Annotated in this window: 24 protein-coding genes; 13 read left to right on the forward strand and 11 right to left on the reverse strand. The window is 38.5% G+C overall.

Features of this window, described 5'->3' with window-relative positions; all coding sequences use genetic code 11:
- The 3 genes from VFW36_RS01840 to VFW36_RS01850 all read right to left on the reverse strand — a co-directional run.
- A partial coding sequence (locus tag VFW36_RS01840) for an Ig-like domain-containing protein (RefSeq protein ID WP_329657120.1) occupies positions 1–918 on the reverse strand: 918 nt, incomplete at its 3' end.
- 212 nt (positions 919–1,130) lie between these two features.
- Positions 1,131–1,721 carry a YfaZ family outer membrane protein gene (locus VFW36_RS01845; RefSeq protein ID WP_329657121.1) on the reverse strand — a complete coding sequence of 197 codons (591 nt, stop codon included), beginning with the start codon at positions 1,719–1,721 and terminating at the stop codon, positions 1,131–1,133.
- Positions 1,722–1,741: 20 nt separating this feature from the next.
- The gene (locus VFW36_RS01850) at positions 1,742–1,939 is read right to left on the reverse strand and encodes a hypothetical protein (protein ID WP_329657122.1); all 198 of its coding nucleotides are present in this window, start codon (positions 1,937–1,939) and stop codon (positions 1,742–1,744) included.
- A 487-nt stretch (positions 1,940–2,426) separates the two neighbouring features.
- Between VFW36_RS01850 and VFW36_RS01855 the strand changes: the two genes are divergently transcribed.
- Together VFW36_RS01855 and VFW36_RS01860 are read left to right on the forward strand one after the other, a co-directional pair.
- The gene (locus tag VFW36_RS01855) at positions 2,427–2,681 is read left to right on the forward strand and encodes a helix-turn-helix transcriptional regulator (RefSeq protein ID WP_329657123.1); all 255 of its coding nucleotides are present in this window, start codon (positions 2,427–2,429) and stop codon (positions 2,679–2,681) included.
- Positions 2,675–3,958 carry a type II toxin-antitoxin system HipA family toxin gene (locus VFW36_RS01860; protein ID WP_329657124.1) on the forward strand — a complete coding sequence of 428 codons (1,284 nt, stop codon included), beginning with the start codon at positions 2,675–2,677 and terminating at the stop codon, positions 3,956–3,958. The genes VFW36_RS01855 and VFW36_RS01860 overlap by 7 nt, the downstream gene beginning before the upstream one ends.
- Before the next feature lie 5 nt (positions 3,959–3,963).
- Here VFW36_RS01860 and VFW36_RS01865 read toward each other — a convergent pair whose 3' ends face one another.
- From VFW36_RS01865 to VFW36_RS01895, 7 genes are all read right to left on the reverse strand, one after another.
- Entirely contained in the window at positions 3,964–4,272 is a 309-nt protein-coding gene (locus VFW36_RS01865; RefSeq protein WP_329657125.1) for a hypothetical protein, read from the reverse strand.
- 26 nt (positions 4,273–4,298) lie between these two features.
- Positions 4,299–5,216 carry a hypothetical protein gene (locus tag VFW36_RS01870; RefSeq protein ID WP_329657126.1) on the reverse strand — a complete coding sequence of 306 codons (918 nt, stop codon included), beginning with the start codon at positions 5,214–5,216 and terminating at the stop codon, positions 4,299–4,301.
- 419 nt (positions 5,217–5,635) lie between these two features.
- Positions 5,636–5,965 carry a hypothetical protein gene (locus VFW36_RS01875; protein ID WP_329657127.1) on the reverse strand — a complete coding sequence of 110 codons (330 nt, stop codon included), beginning with the start codon at positions 5,963–5,965 and terminating at the stop codon, positions 5,636–5,638.
- On the reverse strand, positions 5,958–6,359 hold the full coding sequence (locus VFW36_RS01880) for a hypothetical protein (RefSeq protein WP_329657128.1): 402 nt from the start codon (positions 6,357–6,359) through the stop codon (positions 5,958–5,960). Before VFW36_RS01880 ends, VFW36_RS01875 begins: the two co-directional genes overlap by 8 nt.
- Complete coding sequence (locus VFW36_RS01885) at positions 6,346–6,852, reverse strand: hypothetical protein (protein WP_329657129.1); 507 nt, start codon at positions 6,850–6,852, stop codon at positions 6,346–6,348. Before VFW36_RS01885 ends, VFW36_RS01880 begins: the two co-directional genes overlap by 14 nt.
- Before the next feature lie 178 nt (positions 6,853–7,030).
- Positions 7,031–8,368, reverse strand: coding sequence for a DUF3987 domain-containing protein (locus VFW36_RS01890; RefSeq protein ID WP_329657130.1), 1,338 nt, complete (start codon positions 8,366–8,368; stop codon positions 7,031–7,033).
- Positions 8,358–8,543: a helix-turn-helix transcriptional regulator gene (locus tag VFW36_RS01895; protein ID WP_329657131.1), complete on the reverse strand. Its 186-nt coding sequence runs from the start codon at positions 8,541–8,543 to the stop codon at positions 8,358–8,360. The genes VFW36_RS01890 and VFW36_RS01895 overlap by 11 nt, the downstream gene beginning before the upstream one ends.
- Positions 8,544–8,660: 117 nt before the next feature.
- Here VFW36_RS01895 and VFW36_RS01900 point away from each other — a divergent pair, with 117 nt between their 5' ends.
- The 9 genes from VFW36_RS01900 (at position 8,661) to VFW36_RS01940 (ending at position 12,540) form a co-directional block, all read left to right on the forward strand.
- On the forward strand, positions 8,661–9,593 hold the full coding sequence (locus VFW36_RS01900; RefSeq protein ID WP_329657132.1) for a hypothetical protein: 933 nt from the start codon (positions 8,661–8,663) through the stop codon (positions 9,591–9,593).
- Positions 9,594–9,935: 342 nt separating this feature from the next.
- Positions 9,936–10,292, forward strand: coding sequence for a hypothetical protein (locus tag VFW36_RS01905; RefSeq protein WP_329657133.1), 357 nt, complete (start codon positions 9,936–9,938; stop codon positions 10,290–10,292).
- Entirely contained in the window at positions 10,279–10,758 is a 480-nt protein-coding gene (locus VFW36_RS01910; RefSeq protein ID WP_329657134.1) for a hypothetical protein, read from the forward strand. Before VFW36_RS01905 ends, VFW36_RS01910 begins: the two co-directional genes overlap by 14 nt.
- Positions 10,751–11,155 (forward strand): hypothetical protein, encoded by a 405-nt coding sequence (locus VFW36_RS01915; protein WP_329657135.1) that lies wholly within the window; start codon positions 10,751–10,753, stop codon positions 11,153–11,155. Before VFW36_RS01910 ends, VFW36_RS01915 begins: the two co-directional genes overlap by 8 nt.
- Complete coding sequence (locus VFW36_RS01920) at positions 11,142–11,360, forward strand: hypothetical protein (RefSeq protein ID WP_329657136.1); 219 nt, start codon at positions 11,142–11,144, stop codon at positions 11,358–11,360. The genes VFW36_RS01915 and VFW36_RS01920 overlap by 14 nt, the downstream gene beginning before the upstream one ends.
- Positions 11,329–11,529 (forward strand): molybdenum metabolism regulator, encoded by a 201-nt coding sequence (locus tag VFW36_RS01925; RefSeq protein ID WP_329657137.1) that lies wholly within the window; start codon positions 11,329–11,331, stop codon positions 11,527–11,529. The genes VFW36_RS01920 and VFW36_RS01925 overlap by 32 nt, the downstream gene beginning before the upstream one ends.
- 34 nt (positions 11,530–11,563) lie before the next feature.
- Positions 11,564–11,743, forward strand: a complete 180-nt coding sequence (locus VFW36_RS01930; protein WP_329657138.1) for a hypothetical protein — start codon at positions 11,564–11,566, stop codon at positions 11,741–11,743.
- Positions 11,744–11,800: 57 nt separating this feature from the next.
- On the forward strand, positions 11,801–12,118 hold the full coding sequence (locus tag VFW36_RS01935) for a hypothetical protein (protein WP_329657139.1): 318 nt from the start codon (positions 11,801–11,803) through the stop codon (positions 12,116–12,118).
- 98 nt (positions 12,119–12,216) lie between these two features.
- A complete protein-coding gene (locus tag VFW36_RS01940) occupies positions 12,217–12,540 on the forward strand; it encodes a hypothetical protein (protein WP_329657140.1) in 324 nt (107 codons plus the stop codon).
- Between the two features lie 15 nt (positions 12,541–12,555).
- Here VFW36_RS01940 and VFW36_RS01945 read toward each other — a convergent pair whose 3' ends face one another.
- Positions 12,556–12,810, reverse strand: coding sequence for a helix-turn-helix transcriptional regulator (locus VFW36_RS01945; RefSeq protein ID WP_329657141.1), 255 nt, complete (start codon positions 12,808–12,810; stop codon positions 12,556–12,558).
- A 109-nt stretch (positions 12,811–12,919) separates the two neighbouring features.
- On the opposite strand from VFW36_RS01945, the gene VFW36_RS01950 reads away from it, so the two are divergent.
- Both VFW36_RS01950 and VFW36_RS01955 read left to right on the forward strand, forming a co-directional pair.
- Positions 12,920–14,290, forward strand: coding sequence for a hypothetical protein (locus VFW36_RS01950; protein ID WP_329657142.1), 1,371 nt, complete (start codon positions 12,920–12,922; stop codon positions 14,288–14,290).
- 15 nt (positions 14,291–14,305) lie between these two features.
- Entirely contained in the window at positions 14,306–14,857 is a 552-nt protein-coding gene (locus VFW36_RS01955; RefSeq protein WP_329657143.1) for a CFI-box-CTERM domain-containing protein, read from the forward strand.
- Positions 14,858–14,923 lie beyond the last annotated feature (66 nt).

Below are 14,923 nucleotides of genomic sequence, written 5' to 3' on the forward strand. Positions count from 1 at the left end.
ACCAGCAAGGGTATAATTAGAAAAACCTGTAAATGCAGTTGCATCGATAGGACTGACACCGATGTCTCCGGTAATACTTGTTGCACCGGTAGTTGAAATGCCCGATTTACTAAGAAGGACAAAATTGCCTGCTGTTCCGAGGTTAACAGGATCCGGTCCGTTTGCTATCGTTGTTCCTGTAGAAAATATCCACACTTTATTGACTGACATGGCATTACCGGCTAAGTCTTGGACAGCCGTAGTAACGGTTGCCGTATAATTGGTGTCAACATTCAGATTACTTGTCGGGTTAAAGGTCGCGGTAGTACCCATATAGCTCACAATACCAGCAATCGGGGTTACACCATCGCTCAATGTAAAAGTAGTCGTGTTTACCGTAGCTGGATCAACAGCTTCGTTGAACGTAGCCGTAATATTTTGATTGATTGATACCCCTGTAGCATTAGTGTCCGGATTCGTAGAATTTACATCCGGTGCAGTAACATCAGACAGTGCACTTGTTGTAAATGTCCAAACATAATTGGCGGCAAGGGCGATACCGGCAATACTTTTGGCAGCGGTCGTAATTGTCGCAGTATAGAGCACACTGCTGTTTAGATCTACGGTCGGATTAAAAACAGCAGTTGTACCCGTATAGGTAACCGTTCCCGCAACAGCTGTAGACCCAGGTCCGGTTACTGTAAAAGTACTCGATATAAGGGTAGCCGGATCCATAGCCGTGTTGAAAGTAGCCGTTATACTTTGATTACGCGCTACTGACGTGGCGCTATTGCCGGGATTGGTAGAAATAACCCTAGGGGCAATCGAAACCGTGTTATCAATAACACTACCACTACCACCGCATCCGATTATGATAATACTCAACGTTAGAATACTAAGCCACATGAACGGATTAGAATATTGTTTCAAAACTTTCATAATAAACCCCGCTTTAAATTATAAATTATCGTAAATAAACATTTTATTACGATCATTAACAGTATGACCATTCTTTATATTTTTAAGCTTTGTATTTATTATTAATGCAAATTAACAAAATATGTTTGTATTTATGGCTGATTTTAAGAGTGAAATGGGGTGAATTGGTTGTATTGGCACATTAATCATCAATGTGCCAAAAGGAAGGAAGGTTAAAAATCGATACGCATTCCTAAATACCACGCATCGTTATACGTTACATCTCTGTTTTTAACATCGGTGTCAATCATACGGTAGCCGACTTCAATCCGACCGTTTTTTATCGGTTCAACATCAAAATGGAGACGCGTTTCTAAATAATCGTCACCCTCTTGGAATGATAGTACCGATGGTGCATAGTACAACGCTCCACCGACATACAATGGAAGGACTTCAATAAACGGAAGTTTCATATCCGCTTCGATTCCTAACGGGATTGCTGCGTATCTATCACCGTCAAACTTGGTATATTCACCTTTAATTCCAAGTGCTATAGCCAAACCGGGGACTTGTTCTACCGGACGTTGCACCATAAACGATACTTCCATCAATGGATCGGTATTGTTAATGCGGTCACTGTTACTTTCATCGCCGTTCAAGATACGTGCTCCGATATAAGAGCCTTCCAGAGAACTAAATCCCATTTGTTTCATATCAAGTCGAACTTGACCTTCAAGATCATGGTTATTTACATTCAACTCCGCTTGATTGGCAGCGAATGCAACTGTACTTATCAAAGTACCTAAAAGCATTTTCTTAAACATTTTATCCCCTTGAGATCGTATTAAAGTTTATCAGCAGCTCTATGAGCTTCTTTTTTAACTTGTGTTTCTGACTTTTTCTCTACTTTTTCGACTTTGACCACATTTTTTTCAACTTGGGTTTTTTCTCCCGGACCAGTAGTTGGTACAGGTTTGACAGCTTCTGCTGCATAGAGTGATACAAGACTGATTAGAGTTATTGTAAGAATAACTTTTTTCATTTTAGATCCTTATGTGTTTTTATATATTGCAATATATTTACACACTATATCACTATGATAGTTATTAAACCTAAATAAAAACTTTTACTTTATAAAGATAGATATTTAAAAGAAATACTACAAATGCTTGAGTCAACCAACCGCATCTTTTTCATACAATTGCCATTCAGATGAATAGGCTATTATGTTGTCATCCATATTAATCTTAAAGTTATCATCATGTATCTATAAATTATTTAAAACCATAAGCATCGTAAAACAAGTGTTTTTCGTACACTCTGACCTACCCTGCTTTTAAAGCAAAAAAAAGCTGCAATAATCCATACGAAAAACAGTGTCGGAATTATGCAGTGTACGGATAGTTAGATTTGAGGTTATTCGACAAAGAAATCAAGAATTTCATAAAAACATTAGACATATAAATCATATTTGATTAAATATTAAATAAATGGTACAATTTTAATCATATTTGATTAGAGGTTTCACCATGGACACCTTCGAACTCCATTCTTCGATAGAAATAGCACACGAAATAGGTCGCAGAGCTAAAGCATTACGAAAAGCTACCAAAATGACCCAAAAAGAGTTTGCCGAATTTTCCGGAATACCCTTTGGAACCTATATGCGATTCGAACAAAGTGGAGAGATCTCGTTTCAAAATTTTATTATCATCATGCAAAGACTCGGACGCATCGAAGAACTTGAATCGATTCTTTTGCCTAGAAAGGCGATTAAATGGTAAATGATACACTTATAGTCAAAGCATGGGGTGAAACCGTAGCCAAAATTATCGAGAACGATAAGGGAACCTATGATTTCATCATGAATCCTACGAATACGCTTCCGTTCTCTCCGATTAAAATCACGAAGATGGGTGAACCGTATAATTTTTCTCATCTTGAGCACCAATACGGCCTACCTGGACTTATAAGTGACAGCTTACCGGGAAAATATGGGAACACTTTTTTGGAAGAGTTTTTTATCCGTCATTTTAAAAAGAGTCCGACAACTATTGAAAAATTACAAATTCTTGGCAGCAATACGATGGGAGCACTAACTTACGAGCCAGAAAAATTGCATGAGCGCTCCAAAAATACTCAAGCTATTTTTCAGATGGCAGAACTCTACGAAGAGACCAAAAAAGCACTCTTCGGTGAAAGTGAATTTGAGCTTGAAAAAATCATCGCCCTATCCAACTCGGCAGCCGGCGGTGCTCAACCCAAAGCGATCGTCGGATTGAATCCAGATCAAAAAAGTATGTATGTCGGCAAAAAAAGTGACCCATTACCGAATGGGTTCGTCCACGCGATCGTGAAATTCGATAATTTACTCTATACTCGTGAACCGCAATCTAAAACGTTTTACGATGAACTTAATCTTTCAAAAACGGTAACGGAATATATATACGCCATCCTCGCGCGCAAATGCGGAATCACAATCTCTGATACCTACCTGATCGAAGACGGCAACGGCGGTATCCATTTTGCAGTAGAGAGATTCGACATTCTGAAACAAAATGACAATGTAGAACGATTGCACATGCATTCCCTCTCAGGGCTCATGCATCATAATCCCGCTGAAACGACATTTGATTATAGCAATCTTTTCCGAGTCGGATTGAAACTCAACATTCCCCATTCGGATATGGAAAATATGTATCGAATCATGATCTTTAACATTGTTTTCGCCAATAGAGATGATCATTCCAAAAACTTCTCGTATCTCATGGATAAAAACGGTACATGGAGAGCGGCACCCGCCTATGATCTGACATTTGCCCCATCGCCAAAACATCAGATGCTGTTCGATTATAAACCGGTGAGTGAAATCAACCGCAAACATTTGATTAAAATCGCCGATGAGTTCAATATTCGAAATGCGGGTGACATTATCGACCGTACTCTCGCAGTCAAAAATGACTATTTACGTCCGATGAGTACCGAATACGGCATTAAACCTGTATGGGTTGATCGAATATTGACATTAACGAAAAACACTGACCAATCGATTGCTATTTGACAACATCATTCGTATCCATTTTCAGGATCACTCCAATATGAAAGTATTTTTACAATTTCAATCGTAATATCGATAGGAAATATGATTCCAAATTCATCATCGAAGTAGATTTGAATCGATTCAGCTAATGCATTTTGTTCCTCTATGGCATCCGTAAAATCGCTTTTATTATATCTACACAAAAAAGGACGTGTAAATAGAAATACAATCTCTTCATACACATATAATGCGAACGGACGGTCCAAGTTATCATTCACATATTCCTGTAAGCGTATTGCTACCGTTTCTATTGATTCTGTAATCACATTATCCATAATTCATTTCCTTTTATTAATTAATATCATCCTAGGTAATGTTCTGTTATCGAGCTTCTGAAGTGCTTCATTTCCCATGAAACACCTTGAAGTGCTTCTTCATAAGAATACCCTGCCCTTTGATACTCTCGAACTCTGCGTTGAGCCCCTGTCCAGCGAAATCCGTGTGATCCATGACACTCTATCTGCAATATCGCACAAGCATTTCGGATATCTTCCGCATAACTTTTGTAGTTGATTTTAAATCGTCCTTCTTGATTGATGATTTTCTCGATTTGTCGATACGTGTCGACATCAACAAATACATCACCAATCTTGCCTCCCTTCTCTTTGGTTTGGATGATTCCAATCTCTTTTTTAGTGATCGGATCATGATGATACCCATGCATCTGTTCAGGACGGATCAACGTGCACCCCTCTGCCCTTGCCAGTCCATGTAATTGTACATGCGCTGCGCACCTATGTTTGTGGTTTGCAAGCATTGCAATCAATTGTTCCGGTTCTTTATAAATCCGACTGTGATATCCATCATACACACGATTTAGATTCCTGGCTAAATTGAGTTGAATTTGGCGTACTCCAAAATCATAATTACGCGGTTCTCCGTATTTTTGTTGTGCATAACGTTTGAGAGCAACTTCAAGTTTTCCAAGAGCTGCTGAAATTTTTTCAAGATAGGCTTTTGACGGGTAATATTCAATTTTATAAAGCATATAGGCTTCAATATGTTCGGCAGTAATTTGTTCAAAATCTTTAATGCTATAAAATTCTTTCATCCAGTGCCCAGCGTTGTTCCAAACGGATCGATACGTTACCATCGTCATAAAACTTGATACACAGTTATGATTAGGATGACACGGGTCAATGCGTTCTTCTTTTTTAGTACCTTCTACGAAAATTGCTTTTACCAATTCGGCACTCTGCCAGTCGACTGATCCTCTCATGTTTGTCTCTGTAATTGAATTCGTTTATTCCTATCTCTGTCATAGGTTTGATGTTGAGTCGTTATAAATTTTGTTACCCCAAAATCGGAAACGGGTTTGGTCTGATTTTAAATAATCCGATAAAGCGCAGATCAATAACTGAGCGAACCGATGCCTGCTTCCAAGACGAGGCTACACTTACCACAACGAGATTCAAAAAATTAAATATGAGAAATTTTAGAAGATTTTTTGTAAAGTGCAGCAAGGCGCACTTTACTGGACTGCATGATGCACCGTTTTTACCCCGTTTCCTTCTGGAGTTTTTGCTCCTCTACAAACTTCGGTATAAAGGGAATTTAATTGCATAAACTTTACATTCTATATGTTTGTTAAAATTACACAAAACTTTACATCAAGTTTACACATCACTTTACAATTTTTTAGACAATTTCATGAATACAACGACAATTTTTAAACACTAACCTTGTTGAACGCTCGCACATTTGTTTTGCAAGGATACGTGATACATTGATAATCGATGTCTTTTTTAATATTTTTTTTATTTTATAATTCGTTATCCATTCAACCCATATCATAGGTTGACGATAATAAATTTTGCGTGCTGTTTCATAGTAAATCGTAATCACTTCTTTAGATGTTGAAAATTCAAAAAGATCTTTTTTCATCTCTTCATCCAATCCATATTTATACTGTTCTAGTACAGTATCTAAGTGTAGTTCATATAACCAATGCATTTTATATTTAGACATGCTGAACCTCCAAATCCAACTTACTAATAATTTTTGATAGCTTGTTGGCAATCAACAATGTTTCATATTTTGAGTAATGACAATTCAAAGCTTCTTGACCTGAACGATACATAAAAGCATTTAACTTAGGTGGTTTGTCTTTATTTGCAACCAATCTAAACCTTACTTCACCTACATGATAATCCATACTACCGATAAGTGAATTTCGATTAAATGCATCAAAAATTGACACAAAATCAACTAGTTCATCCCATGATTGAGCAACAATTTTTGAATGGAAATATAGTTCTCTCAATTGATATCGTTTGGCTAACTTATTTGCTTCAAAAAGCACCATTAAATGACACTTTATATCAGAAGTTATGGGTATTAAAATAGCTTTATTTTTCAACATGTTTTTGCTTTTTTAACGCTTGATGAAAACGCGAAATCTCTGTATGAGATATTTGAATTTTTTTGGTTTTATAAATCAAATTAGCAATCCCACGGTCAGAAATTCCTTCTTCGATCCAAGTAATGATGTTATTGTGTAAATTCATCAATAGATCACGCTTAGGTGTTTTTCTAACTTTTTTGAATTTTTTTGCCTGATTTCGTGCTATTTTCCTCAATCCAGTTAAATCGTTTGAACGATTCTTTTTATTTTGAAGTTCTGTCGATTCAATCAACTCTTTAATCGCAAAGACAAATGCAATCATTTCAATCAAAATCAAATCAGTAATGACACCACCAGCTTTAAGTTTATGAAAATGGTTTTTCTTTAGTTTAAAGACTTCATAGACCATAAGACTGTTTTGCTTAGCGAGCCAACGGATATTTTCTTTACGCACATCTGCACTTAGTAACGTTATTGCAACAATCGTTTTTTCTAATTCATTTAATTCCATTTCGTCTCCTTCTAAATTATCCACCGACAACCGACAAAACCTCATAACTCCCTTAGATTCGGGATAAAAATGTCGGCAGATGGGTATTCATAAATTTCGACACAACCGACTAATGTCAGCTAATGTCGGTATACAACTTTTGCTAATTAACATTTCTTCAATCCCATATTATTGGGATTTATGCACTTCTGTCGGTGTCGGTTCCATTCTTAGAATAGATATTTACGCCGTCTCTTTTCGCCCAATTTATTTCTACAAGATAGTCTAAAATATCTCGTACTTCGTCAGTTTTAGCAGGACTTACATTACGTACAATTGTACGTAATACTTGAGGTTCATCTTTTTTCAGCTGTTTTTTGATTTTTTCTTCAAGTGTTGCTTTTCCAGTTGTTTTTTCCTGCGCATACAAAAGCACTTTCTGAAAGTGTTTTTGATGCAGATAATTCAGCATTTGGACAGCACGTCCCATAGCATTTCCACTGATTTCGATGATGTGCGGTGAAGTGTTTTCGATATTGATGCATACTTGTAATAGCATTGCGATTCGCTGCACAATCGTTAAAAGTCTGATTTCAAACCCAGCCGTATCGTCATACATGTCGTATTTTTGTCGAAATCGTTGATTAATTGACTGATGAAACTGCTGATAAATCTCTGTAGCTTCATGTCCCAAATAAAATGATTTTTCAGACGCATACTCATGAAAAGTGCGCGCGAAGCGTTCTATCGATTCTGCATCATTTTTTGATAGTTCTTGGCGGATAGGAATTTCTTTGAATTCGCCAAAAATCACTAAAAATCGGTTCAGCATACCATCACTGATCATGTCTCTCATATCCGATTGAGTGAGGTTTGATGGGCCTATCGTACTTGCAGCATATAGCCCCATGCCTTGTACCATCAGATGTTGAGAACGCTTACTATCTTTGAGCTTTCGTGTAATCAACACGCCTGAGTCAAATATCTGCATAAGCGCTCTCAGTAAGCTAGCTTTAACGGTATCGTTTTTAGAAGCTCTGTAAAGCTTCCCATACTCATCCACAAAGAAATGAATTGCACTTTTGACAAAAATGGATTGTTCAAATCCCTCAGCCGAAGCAGCATCCAGAAACACATCCGGAAAAACACTATCTTTAGATTTCTTGTTTTCTTGGGTATAAAAATCATCCAGCCAAAACAGCATGTATTTACGTACCGTATTGGCCAAGACCGATTTTCCCATGCCAGACCGTGCGAAATAGGCGAAAAACAAGATGATCGGTCGCCCTTTTGCATCTTTTTCTTGACTAACTGTTGCACCGCTGCATAGCGCCGGCAATGCACACAATATGCTTAACACAATACTATCCATACTTGCTTGCGTAATTTTGTCAAATGAGCGTACAATTTGATAATATTGCTTGGTCAATATTTTTTCCCAAACGATATTGTTGTATACTCCATTAGTTCTTTCGTCAGAACCTTTTTCTGAAGAGATAGTTGCCGCTGTCTCTTCATCTACTTCATTATTGAACATTCCAGTTTCCTGCGATAAATGCTCTAATCTCCGATTCATGCCATACCGTCACACTTGATGACAACTTTTTTCCTTTTGGGAAGCGTCCCTGTTTGATCCACAACCAAATAGTGCTTCTGCCTAGCCCTACACGCCGTTGTACCTCTGATATTCGAACGAGTCTTTCCTGATCCATATGAATCCTTGTGTAATGAATTAATCCGATTTGGATTGCACAATTATGAAGTTTTTTTTATCTAAAAAACTGTAAAATTATGACAAAAACGTCATAATTTTTATTTAAGGTTAAAACATGTGGCAAGACTATCAAGAACGCTTGCGGTTGTATGAAAAGCTATTTGGAGTGGCTGAAAGAAATGCTCGAAAACGCTTAGACAAGCCAATCAGCAAATTGAAACCATACGAAAAGTTTTTTAGATTGCTATCGATTGAAGGACTCGAAAATATTATAAATATTCTTGAAAATGAAGGGCATATTGATTCTTTAAAATTATTCGAATATACCTTTACACGTATTCCTATCGAAAATCTTGAAATATTTGAAAGACATGGTGACTACACTCTATATTTTGATCCAAAGACATCTACAGCTGAGAGGTCAAAACAAAGATATAGAAAAAAAATTGATTCCCAAATCGATCAAATGTTAGAAATAGGAAGAAATAATGTAATTGCAGCAAATGAATTTGATCAATGGTTAAGAAATATGGAAAATGAATATGGTTCTATTGATGAGTTTAAAACAATTGCCGAGCAATGTTTTTTGCAAAATGATAAACATTCATTATTGGAAATCGAAAGAGAATTCAAATATCGAAAGGACTTGACAACAAATAAATTCGCCGTAATCAATAATATGGATGCATTTGATCTAAGCAGAGTACATATTGAAGAAATGTGTACTGAATTTTTAAAAAATATTATGTCCAAAACTAAATCACAGCTATTTGATCCACTTAACATTGAAACTTTTTCACCATCATTGTCACTTGAAGAAAAAGAACTATTTATGGATTTATTGAAACAACAAATCGATAAAAATCATTTTGATCAAAATGAATTAGTCGACTTTTTATTAAATAATTTTTACCTAGTAACAAATAAAATCTATTCTTCAATGATGAATTTAGATTCGTCAGTTATCGCATTTATTGCTCGAAAAAAGCTATCAGAACTTATGGATATATTTATTATAAATTTTGATAAAAACCCTCTTGACTTTTAGACAAAAACAATTCCACTAATTTCCCCTATTTACTGAGATTTTATGTCTAAAAGTTTTGAATAAAAATCTCTTGAATTTCTCCTGATTCACTGCTAAAATTTCCCCAGTCGCGACCGAGAACGTTCTCACCTTTTGGAAAAGAGCCGTGTAAGACTAACGCACTCTTTTCACTTACAGCCAAAGATCCTGATCAGATTTTTGCCACTGTCGAATTGTAAAAAAAGGCCCAATCAGAGGAGGATCTTCTGATGTCTGATTTCGCACAAAGCGAAGTCATGTTGTGAAGAGTGATCTTTGATTGCTCTTCCTTGAATAGAACGGAGAAATAGTATGAATTTTGTAATGAGTGTACTTATAGTTGGATTGTGTATCACAAGCGCAGGGTTGATCCTTTATACCCTCAGACGACAAAAACCGCTTGGCAACCAAGAACTCGTTGCCCTCATCGATGAGCGTATAGCATTTCACACTAGAGGCGATGAGATGGAGCGAATTATATTTGGAGGTCAGGAGAGTGTTTGGAATGCTCCGCACTACGCCAAGCTCAAAGGGGAAGTGAGTGGGCATCTTCGAGAAGCCGAACTTGACAGTGTCATAGTGCTGATCGAGCATCAGCGCTTAAAAAGCCTTCAGATCGAAGAGTTGAAGCTGAAATTGCAATTGATGGAAAAACAAGGGGGAGAGAATGAACACCTTTGATTTTCAGATGATCGGAGTTTCTGCCTTTATTGTCCTTTTTATCATTCTGGCAGGGATGTTTGAGCGACGGTTCTTATGGATAGGGATTGGAAATATCCTTTTAGTGATGCTTTACTGGGGTAATGATATCTGCTCCAGAGCCGATCGAGTTGCCTTCTTTGAAAATCAGTTTACTCAAGGCCAAGAGATTATCTGCCGTGATGAGCATGCTAAACCGGTGTTGATCTCCCACACAAATGGATGGGAGGTACGAGAGCACTATGCGTTTAAAGCTGATCAAGGGATCGATCTATTGGAAGATGAGTGTGAAGTTCCTTTGAGAGAGATACCGGCGTGTATCGCTACTGAGTGGTTGATGGCCGCACTGGCTCTTTTTACATTGTGGCTGATCATAATGACAATAGTGTTGTTTCGATCCTATGGGAAGAAAAAAGAGCCTATTGATCAAGGAGAGAAAAATGTGTAATATATTCGTATGGATTACTACTATTGTTCTGATTGCTGTGTTGGCGTATGCCCTATACATGAGAAATGCAAAAGTAAAGAGCAATGCTGCGCGATTGGAAAAAATCAACCAAGAGCTTGAAGAGACAGAAAAATGGGTACGCGGAGCAGACTTGGCTGCCAAAGACTACAGCTCCGATCCTGAACTAAAAGAGTGGATGGACTTTGTCGGAGATATCCCCGAAACCTATACACGAAGCGAGATTTATGCGTACGAAGAGTTTGCGGCCAATATCGAAACAGTGCTGGAAAAACTTTCCTCCGGTGAACTCGAAAAAATAGGAATTGGTTACAACGATACCCTTTTTGCTGTTGTACTGCCTATTAGAAAAAAAGGAGAAGATCATGAAAAACTCTAAAACACTTTATTTGATCATTGCAATCGGCTGCGGTATCGCATCCGGGTATTGGATGAAAACCCCTTCAGCGGAAAGTGGACAAGCGGTATTAATCGCAGCGCTCTCGTTGGTCTTTATCGGCATCGCCGGCTTGATCGGGAAACGTTTGAATTCAAACACCCATAATCACCCTTATGCAAACAACCCTGAGCAGAGCGGTCAATAACCGTTTACGCTACTACCGTATCGAACTGATCGATAACCTCTTTGGAGAGAGTCTGTTCATCCGCACGTATGGAAGCCTTCTACGCTCAAGAGCGAAGCGAACCATAACAGAGGTCTATTCGAACCGATTCGATGCATACAGAGCCTATGAGAAGCTATTAGAGCTATAAACACGTAAGGGCTATCGATAAAAAAGAGCGAACTATGAAACGGCTCATCATCTGGGGAGGATTTTACCTCCCCGCATTTGTATTAGCATGGCATGCCCAAACATTCACCGATTATCTGCAAAGCATTGTCGGTGTGCTGCTGGGAGCTTTGCTATGCTATCTCCTCACCCATAGAGAGACTCCGTGGGTGAGAAATCTGTTGGAGCGGTTTTAATCGCTCCGGCACCACAAAGAAAGATTCACACAACAATGAAACAACAAAGGAAAGAAGATGCTAAAACTATTAGTATTGATTGCACTGGTCTATCTATTTATCCGCATGTTCCTAAATTACAAAGCGTCATTATCTACTACGAAGACGTGGAAGCAGAACAACCACAGCTTTATCAACGACAGCGATCCGTTCATCCAAGACGAGAATTCGTTTGGATATCACCAAAGCTACCAAGGGACGAGTATTAACCCGGCTACCGGCTTACCGATGATGGGGAATATGGACGTCTGCGGCAACCCTTATGGATCTGATTTGCACAACTGTGGCAGCAGTCATGGGATAAGCACTTGCGAAGGGTACAGTCATGATGATTAAAATCAAACGTATCGCGGGGGTATTGGTCCTGATCGATGTGATCGTGTTTGGTTCCGGTGCTCTGTATGCACTGCTCATGAACACCTACGGAGGATAAGATGACTATTGTCCTTACTAACCATGCATTAAAACGTCTAAAAAAACGGTTCGGTATTAAATCCAAGACTACGGCGGAGCGTTATGCCGAGTCGATCGTACGGGGTGGTAAGTCCTTTACGTTGGATAACGGATGTGTTCGCTATCTCTATCTTGGGCACAGCTATATTTTTACGAACACGACCAACACTGACGATGAGCCGGTATTGCTGATGCTCACCGCGTGCAATGATGAAAAAAGCAGTGAATGGTCGGATTATTATCAGGGGGAGCGAAAAAAACACTCAACCCCAAAACGATCTCACTTACAGCGTTCAATCGCTTAGAGTATGGATCAATTGTCAATCGACTTTAAAAAAATCGGTGATGTCGCATTCGAGAATATGGGCGATCTGATAGAGGTGCTTGATATTAAAGTGCTGTTTATCCAGATAGAGTTCACTTTGAGAGATAAGACCAGGGGATTTGAGGTTCATCGCATAGGAGAGATCAAGCTGGGTTAAACCGTTGAGTTCACGAAGCGCTTTAACGTTTCTTCCGATACGTCGATACAGCTCATCAACATCCTCTTGGCTCAAATCTTCCAGTGTTCTCAATGCGGCTCCAAATAATTAGTAATTACTATTTAGAGTGTACTTATGTTATACTCCTTCACACAAATAGTAATAGCTATGTAAGCAGAAAAAGAAAGGAAAAAACTGCACTATGAATTCAAAAAATATACTCATAACCTTAGCCCTAAGTACCGCGTTATACGCCGATCAGCAACCCATTTCTAATTCCTTTATCGCTGGAATGAAAGAGATGAAGATCGAAGTAAAAACAACCGATGCGTCCAACACCATTGAAGTAGTTACACCGATTGAAGAACTTCCCCTTATAGGAGGGGGAATAACCTATAAAACCCGAAGTGAAGATGCTAAAGATATGCTGGAGCGTCAGTGCTTCGCATACGGAGGAGATGTCTATTTTACAATCAAAGACAGTTTCGGCGATACGGTAGAGGCACACAGCCTTGATCATGCTAAAGTCAAAGCGCTTTCAAGCGAACAGCGAAACAAATATACTCAACTCAAACCCGAAGATAAATACTTCTTTGTTAAATCCCGCAGTGACTTTCGAGAGTTCTTTAGCGATCAGCGTCTCAAACGAGGTTTCATCGCCGATACTGATGCTCTAAGGCCGCAGAACTTTTACTATGACACGACATGTAAATCGATCGATACCGGTAAAACCATCTATACGGCTAAAACCAAACGCTATCCCGACACTATGGTTGTTACGTTTAGCGAAGCGGTAGCGGCGGATAATTTCGCCAAACCGAAGATCTCTAAAACGATTGAGTCACTATTTGCCGAGTATGTAACGGAACAAAAAGGGAATAAATATCTCATCAAGTATTCTCCGTTTAAAAGTCAAACGGAAATGGCTAGAGCATTCTGTGAAGAAGCTTCGGGCAAGCTCATTGTCGATGGCGGTGAAACGAATATCTATAGCAAACCGGTGATGATGAAAAGAGAGATGGGATGTGTTGATATCGAACATCCGTTTATCCTAAGAAGCCTTGAACCATTTAAATTCATGCTCCTCACCGATACGGTACCAACGTATGCAAAAAACAACCTCGTTATTGATCAAAGTGACGTATCGGATATACAGATGCAAGGGCTTGCTCTCTCAACTTCAATGCTCCCATTAGGAGCTCAAAGTGAAAACAATATCGGTAATCGAAAGTTACTCTCCACCGTCTACAGTGACACAGGAACAATGAAGATGGTGAATATACAAGAGATAGGTGGAAATAAAACCTACAAAAACTATAAAGTACAAAACAATGAAGCACGAGATATTACCGATGAACGGTTTGTCTATTCTAATCTAAAACTCCCTCAATCGATCCAAAACGCTAAAGGATCATTGGTACAACAATGCAGTCAATACGGCGCGGGGAAAGTATCGATCGATGGTTATACTGCAATATGCAGCAGACAAGCGTATGGGAATCAATGCAGTGTAAATCTGATCTATATGCGTAATAATCAGTTTGCCGGGCGTGAAGCGATGAATTGCAAGTAGTATTGGATAAATATAATGCGAGGAACGGTTAAATTTTACAACGCTGAAAAAGGGTTCGGATTTATATTTTCGGATGGGTTAAAAGAGGATATATTCTTTCGAATCGGTGAGTGGAAACACCCATCGGTCCCCTCGGGGAATGATGATGTTGAATTCGAATTGGGCGAAGATCAAAAAGGGTTTCGTGCAAGAAATATTCAGCTTATTTTTTCTGCACAGGATAAACAAAACAAAGTACACGAATCCAAACATAAAGATGATCGGATTACTTGTCCATCGTGCGGTAGAAAAGTAGTACCGCGCATGGTTACCTATCGAGGAGAACCGGATAAAACTCTCTGCCCTTATTGTGGCACAGTTATCAAAACATTCGACAACAACGATTGCTTCCTTGTGCATATGTATGGCGATCGAAATCATAAGCATTTAAATTACATACGTGAGTTTAGAGACACACAATTGATGAGTAATTTGATAGGAAAACAAGTCGTGAAATTCTACTACTGGATCTCGCTATTTTTAATCAAAATGATTCCAATAAGTCGTAAGGTTCAACATACGTTTTAAACTGAAGCCAGCAGAATAAAAGCAGTTAACAATGATGGGAAAATTCTTTGCCATTATGGCAGGTAT

Source organism: Sulfuricurvum sp., assembly GCF_036279695.1.
GTDB lineage: Bacteria > Campylobacterota > Campylobacteria > Campylobacterales > Sulfurimonadaceae > Sulfuricurvum.

What these genes read in the sequence shown, in the direction of transcription:
- VFW36_RS01845 (WP_329657121.1), bottom strand. Translation starts at nt 1,721, where the DNA reads ATGTTTAAGAAAATGCTTTTAGGTACTTTGATAAGTACAGTTGCATTC.
- VFW36_RS01850 (WP_329657122.1), bottom strand. Translation starts at nt 1,939, where the DNA reads ATGAAAAAAGTTATTCTTACAATAACTCTAATCAGTCTTGTATCACTC.
- VFW36_RS01855 (WP_329657123.1), top strand. Translation starts at nt 2,427, where the DNA reads ATGGACACCTTCGAACTCCATTCTTCGATAGAAATAGCACACGAAATA.
- VFW36_RS01860 (WP_329657124.1), top strand. Translation starts at nt 2,675, where the DNA reads ATGGTAAATGATACACTTATAGTCAAAGCATGGGGTGAAACCGTAGCC.
- VFW36_RS01865 (WP_329657125.1), bottom strand. Translation starts at nt 4,272, where the DNA reads ATGGATAATGTGATTACAGAATCAATAGAAACGGTAGCAATACGCTTA.
- VFW36_RS01870 (WP_329657126.1), bottom strand. Translation starts at nt 5,216, where the DNA reads ATGAGAGGATCAGTCGACTGGCAGAGTGCCGAATTGGTAAAAGCAATT.
- VFW36_RS01875 (WP_329657127.1), bottom strand. Translation starts at nt 5,965, where the DNA reads ATGTCTAAATATAAAATGCATTGGTTATATGAACTACACTTAGATACT.
- VFW36_RS01880 (WP_329657128.1), bottom strand. Translation starts at nt 6,359, where the DNA reads ATGTTGAAAAATAAAGCTATTTTAATACCCATAACTTCTGATATAAAG.
- VFW36_RS01885 (WP_329657129.1), bottom strand. Translation starts at nt 6,852, where the DNA reads ATGGAATTAAATGAATTAGAAAAAACGATTGTTGCAATAACGTTACTA.
- VFW36_RS01890 (WP_329657130.1), bottom strand. Translation starts at nt 8,368, where the DNA reads ATGTTCAATAATGAAGTAGATGAAGAGACAGCGGCAACTATCTCTTCA.
- VFW36_RS01895 (WP_329657131.1), bottom strand. Translation starts at nt 8,543, where the DNA reads ATGGATCAGGAAAGACTCGTTCGAATATCAGAGGTACAACGGCGTGTA.
- VFW36_RS01900 (WP_329657132.1), top strand. Translation starts at nt 8,661, where the DNA reads ATGTGGCAAGACTATCAAGAACGCTTGCGGTTGTATGAAAAGCTATTT.
- VFW36_RS01905 (WP_329657133.1), top strand. Translation starts at nt 9,936, where the DNA reads ATGAGTGTACTTATAGTTGGATTGTGTATCACAAGCGCAGGGTTGATC.
- VFW36_RS01910 (WP_329657134.1), top strand. Translation starts at nt 10,279, where the DNA reads ATGAACACCTTTGATTTTCAGATGATCGGAGTTTCTGCCTTTATTGTC.
- VFW36_RS01915 (WP_329657135.1), top strand. Translation starts at nt 10,751, where the DNA reads ATGTGTAATATATTCGTATGGATTACTACTATTGTTCTGATTGCTGTG.
- VFW36_RS01920 (WP_329657136.1), top strand. Translation starts at nt 11,142, where the DNA reads ATGAAAAACTCTAAAACACTTTATTTGATCATTGCAATCGGCTGCGGT.
- VFW36_RS01925 (WP_329657137.1), top strand. Translation starts at nt 11,329, where the DNA reads ATGCAAACAACCCTGAGCAGAGCGGTCAATAACCGTTTACGCTACTAC.
- VFW36_RS01930 (WP_329657138.1), top strand. Translation starts at nt 11,564, where the DNA reads ATGAAACGGCTCATCATCTGGGGAGGATTTTACCTCCCCGCATTTGTA.
- VFW36_RS01935 (WP_329657139.1), top strand. Translation starts at nt 11,801, where the DNA reads ATGCTAAAACTATTAGTATTGATTGCACTGGTCTATCTATTTATCCGC.
- VFW36_RS01940 (WP_329657140.1), top strand. Translation starts at nt 12,217, where the DNA reads ATGACTATTGTCCTTACTAACCATGCATTAAAACGTCTAAAAAAACGG.
- VFW36_RS01950 (WP_329657142.1), top strand. Translation starts at nt 12,920, where the DNA reads ATGAATTCAAAAAATATACTCATAACCTTAGCCCTAAGTACCGCGTTA.
- VFW36_RS01955 (WP_329657143.1), top strand. Translation starts at nt 14,306, where the DNA reads ATGCGAGGAACGGTTAAATTTTACAACGCTGAAAAAGGGTTCGGATTT.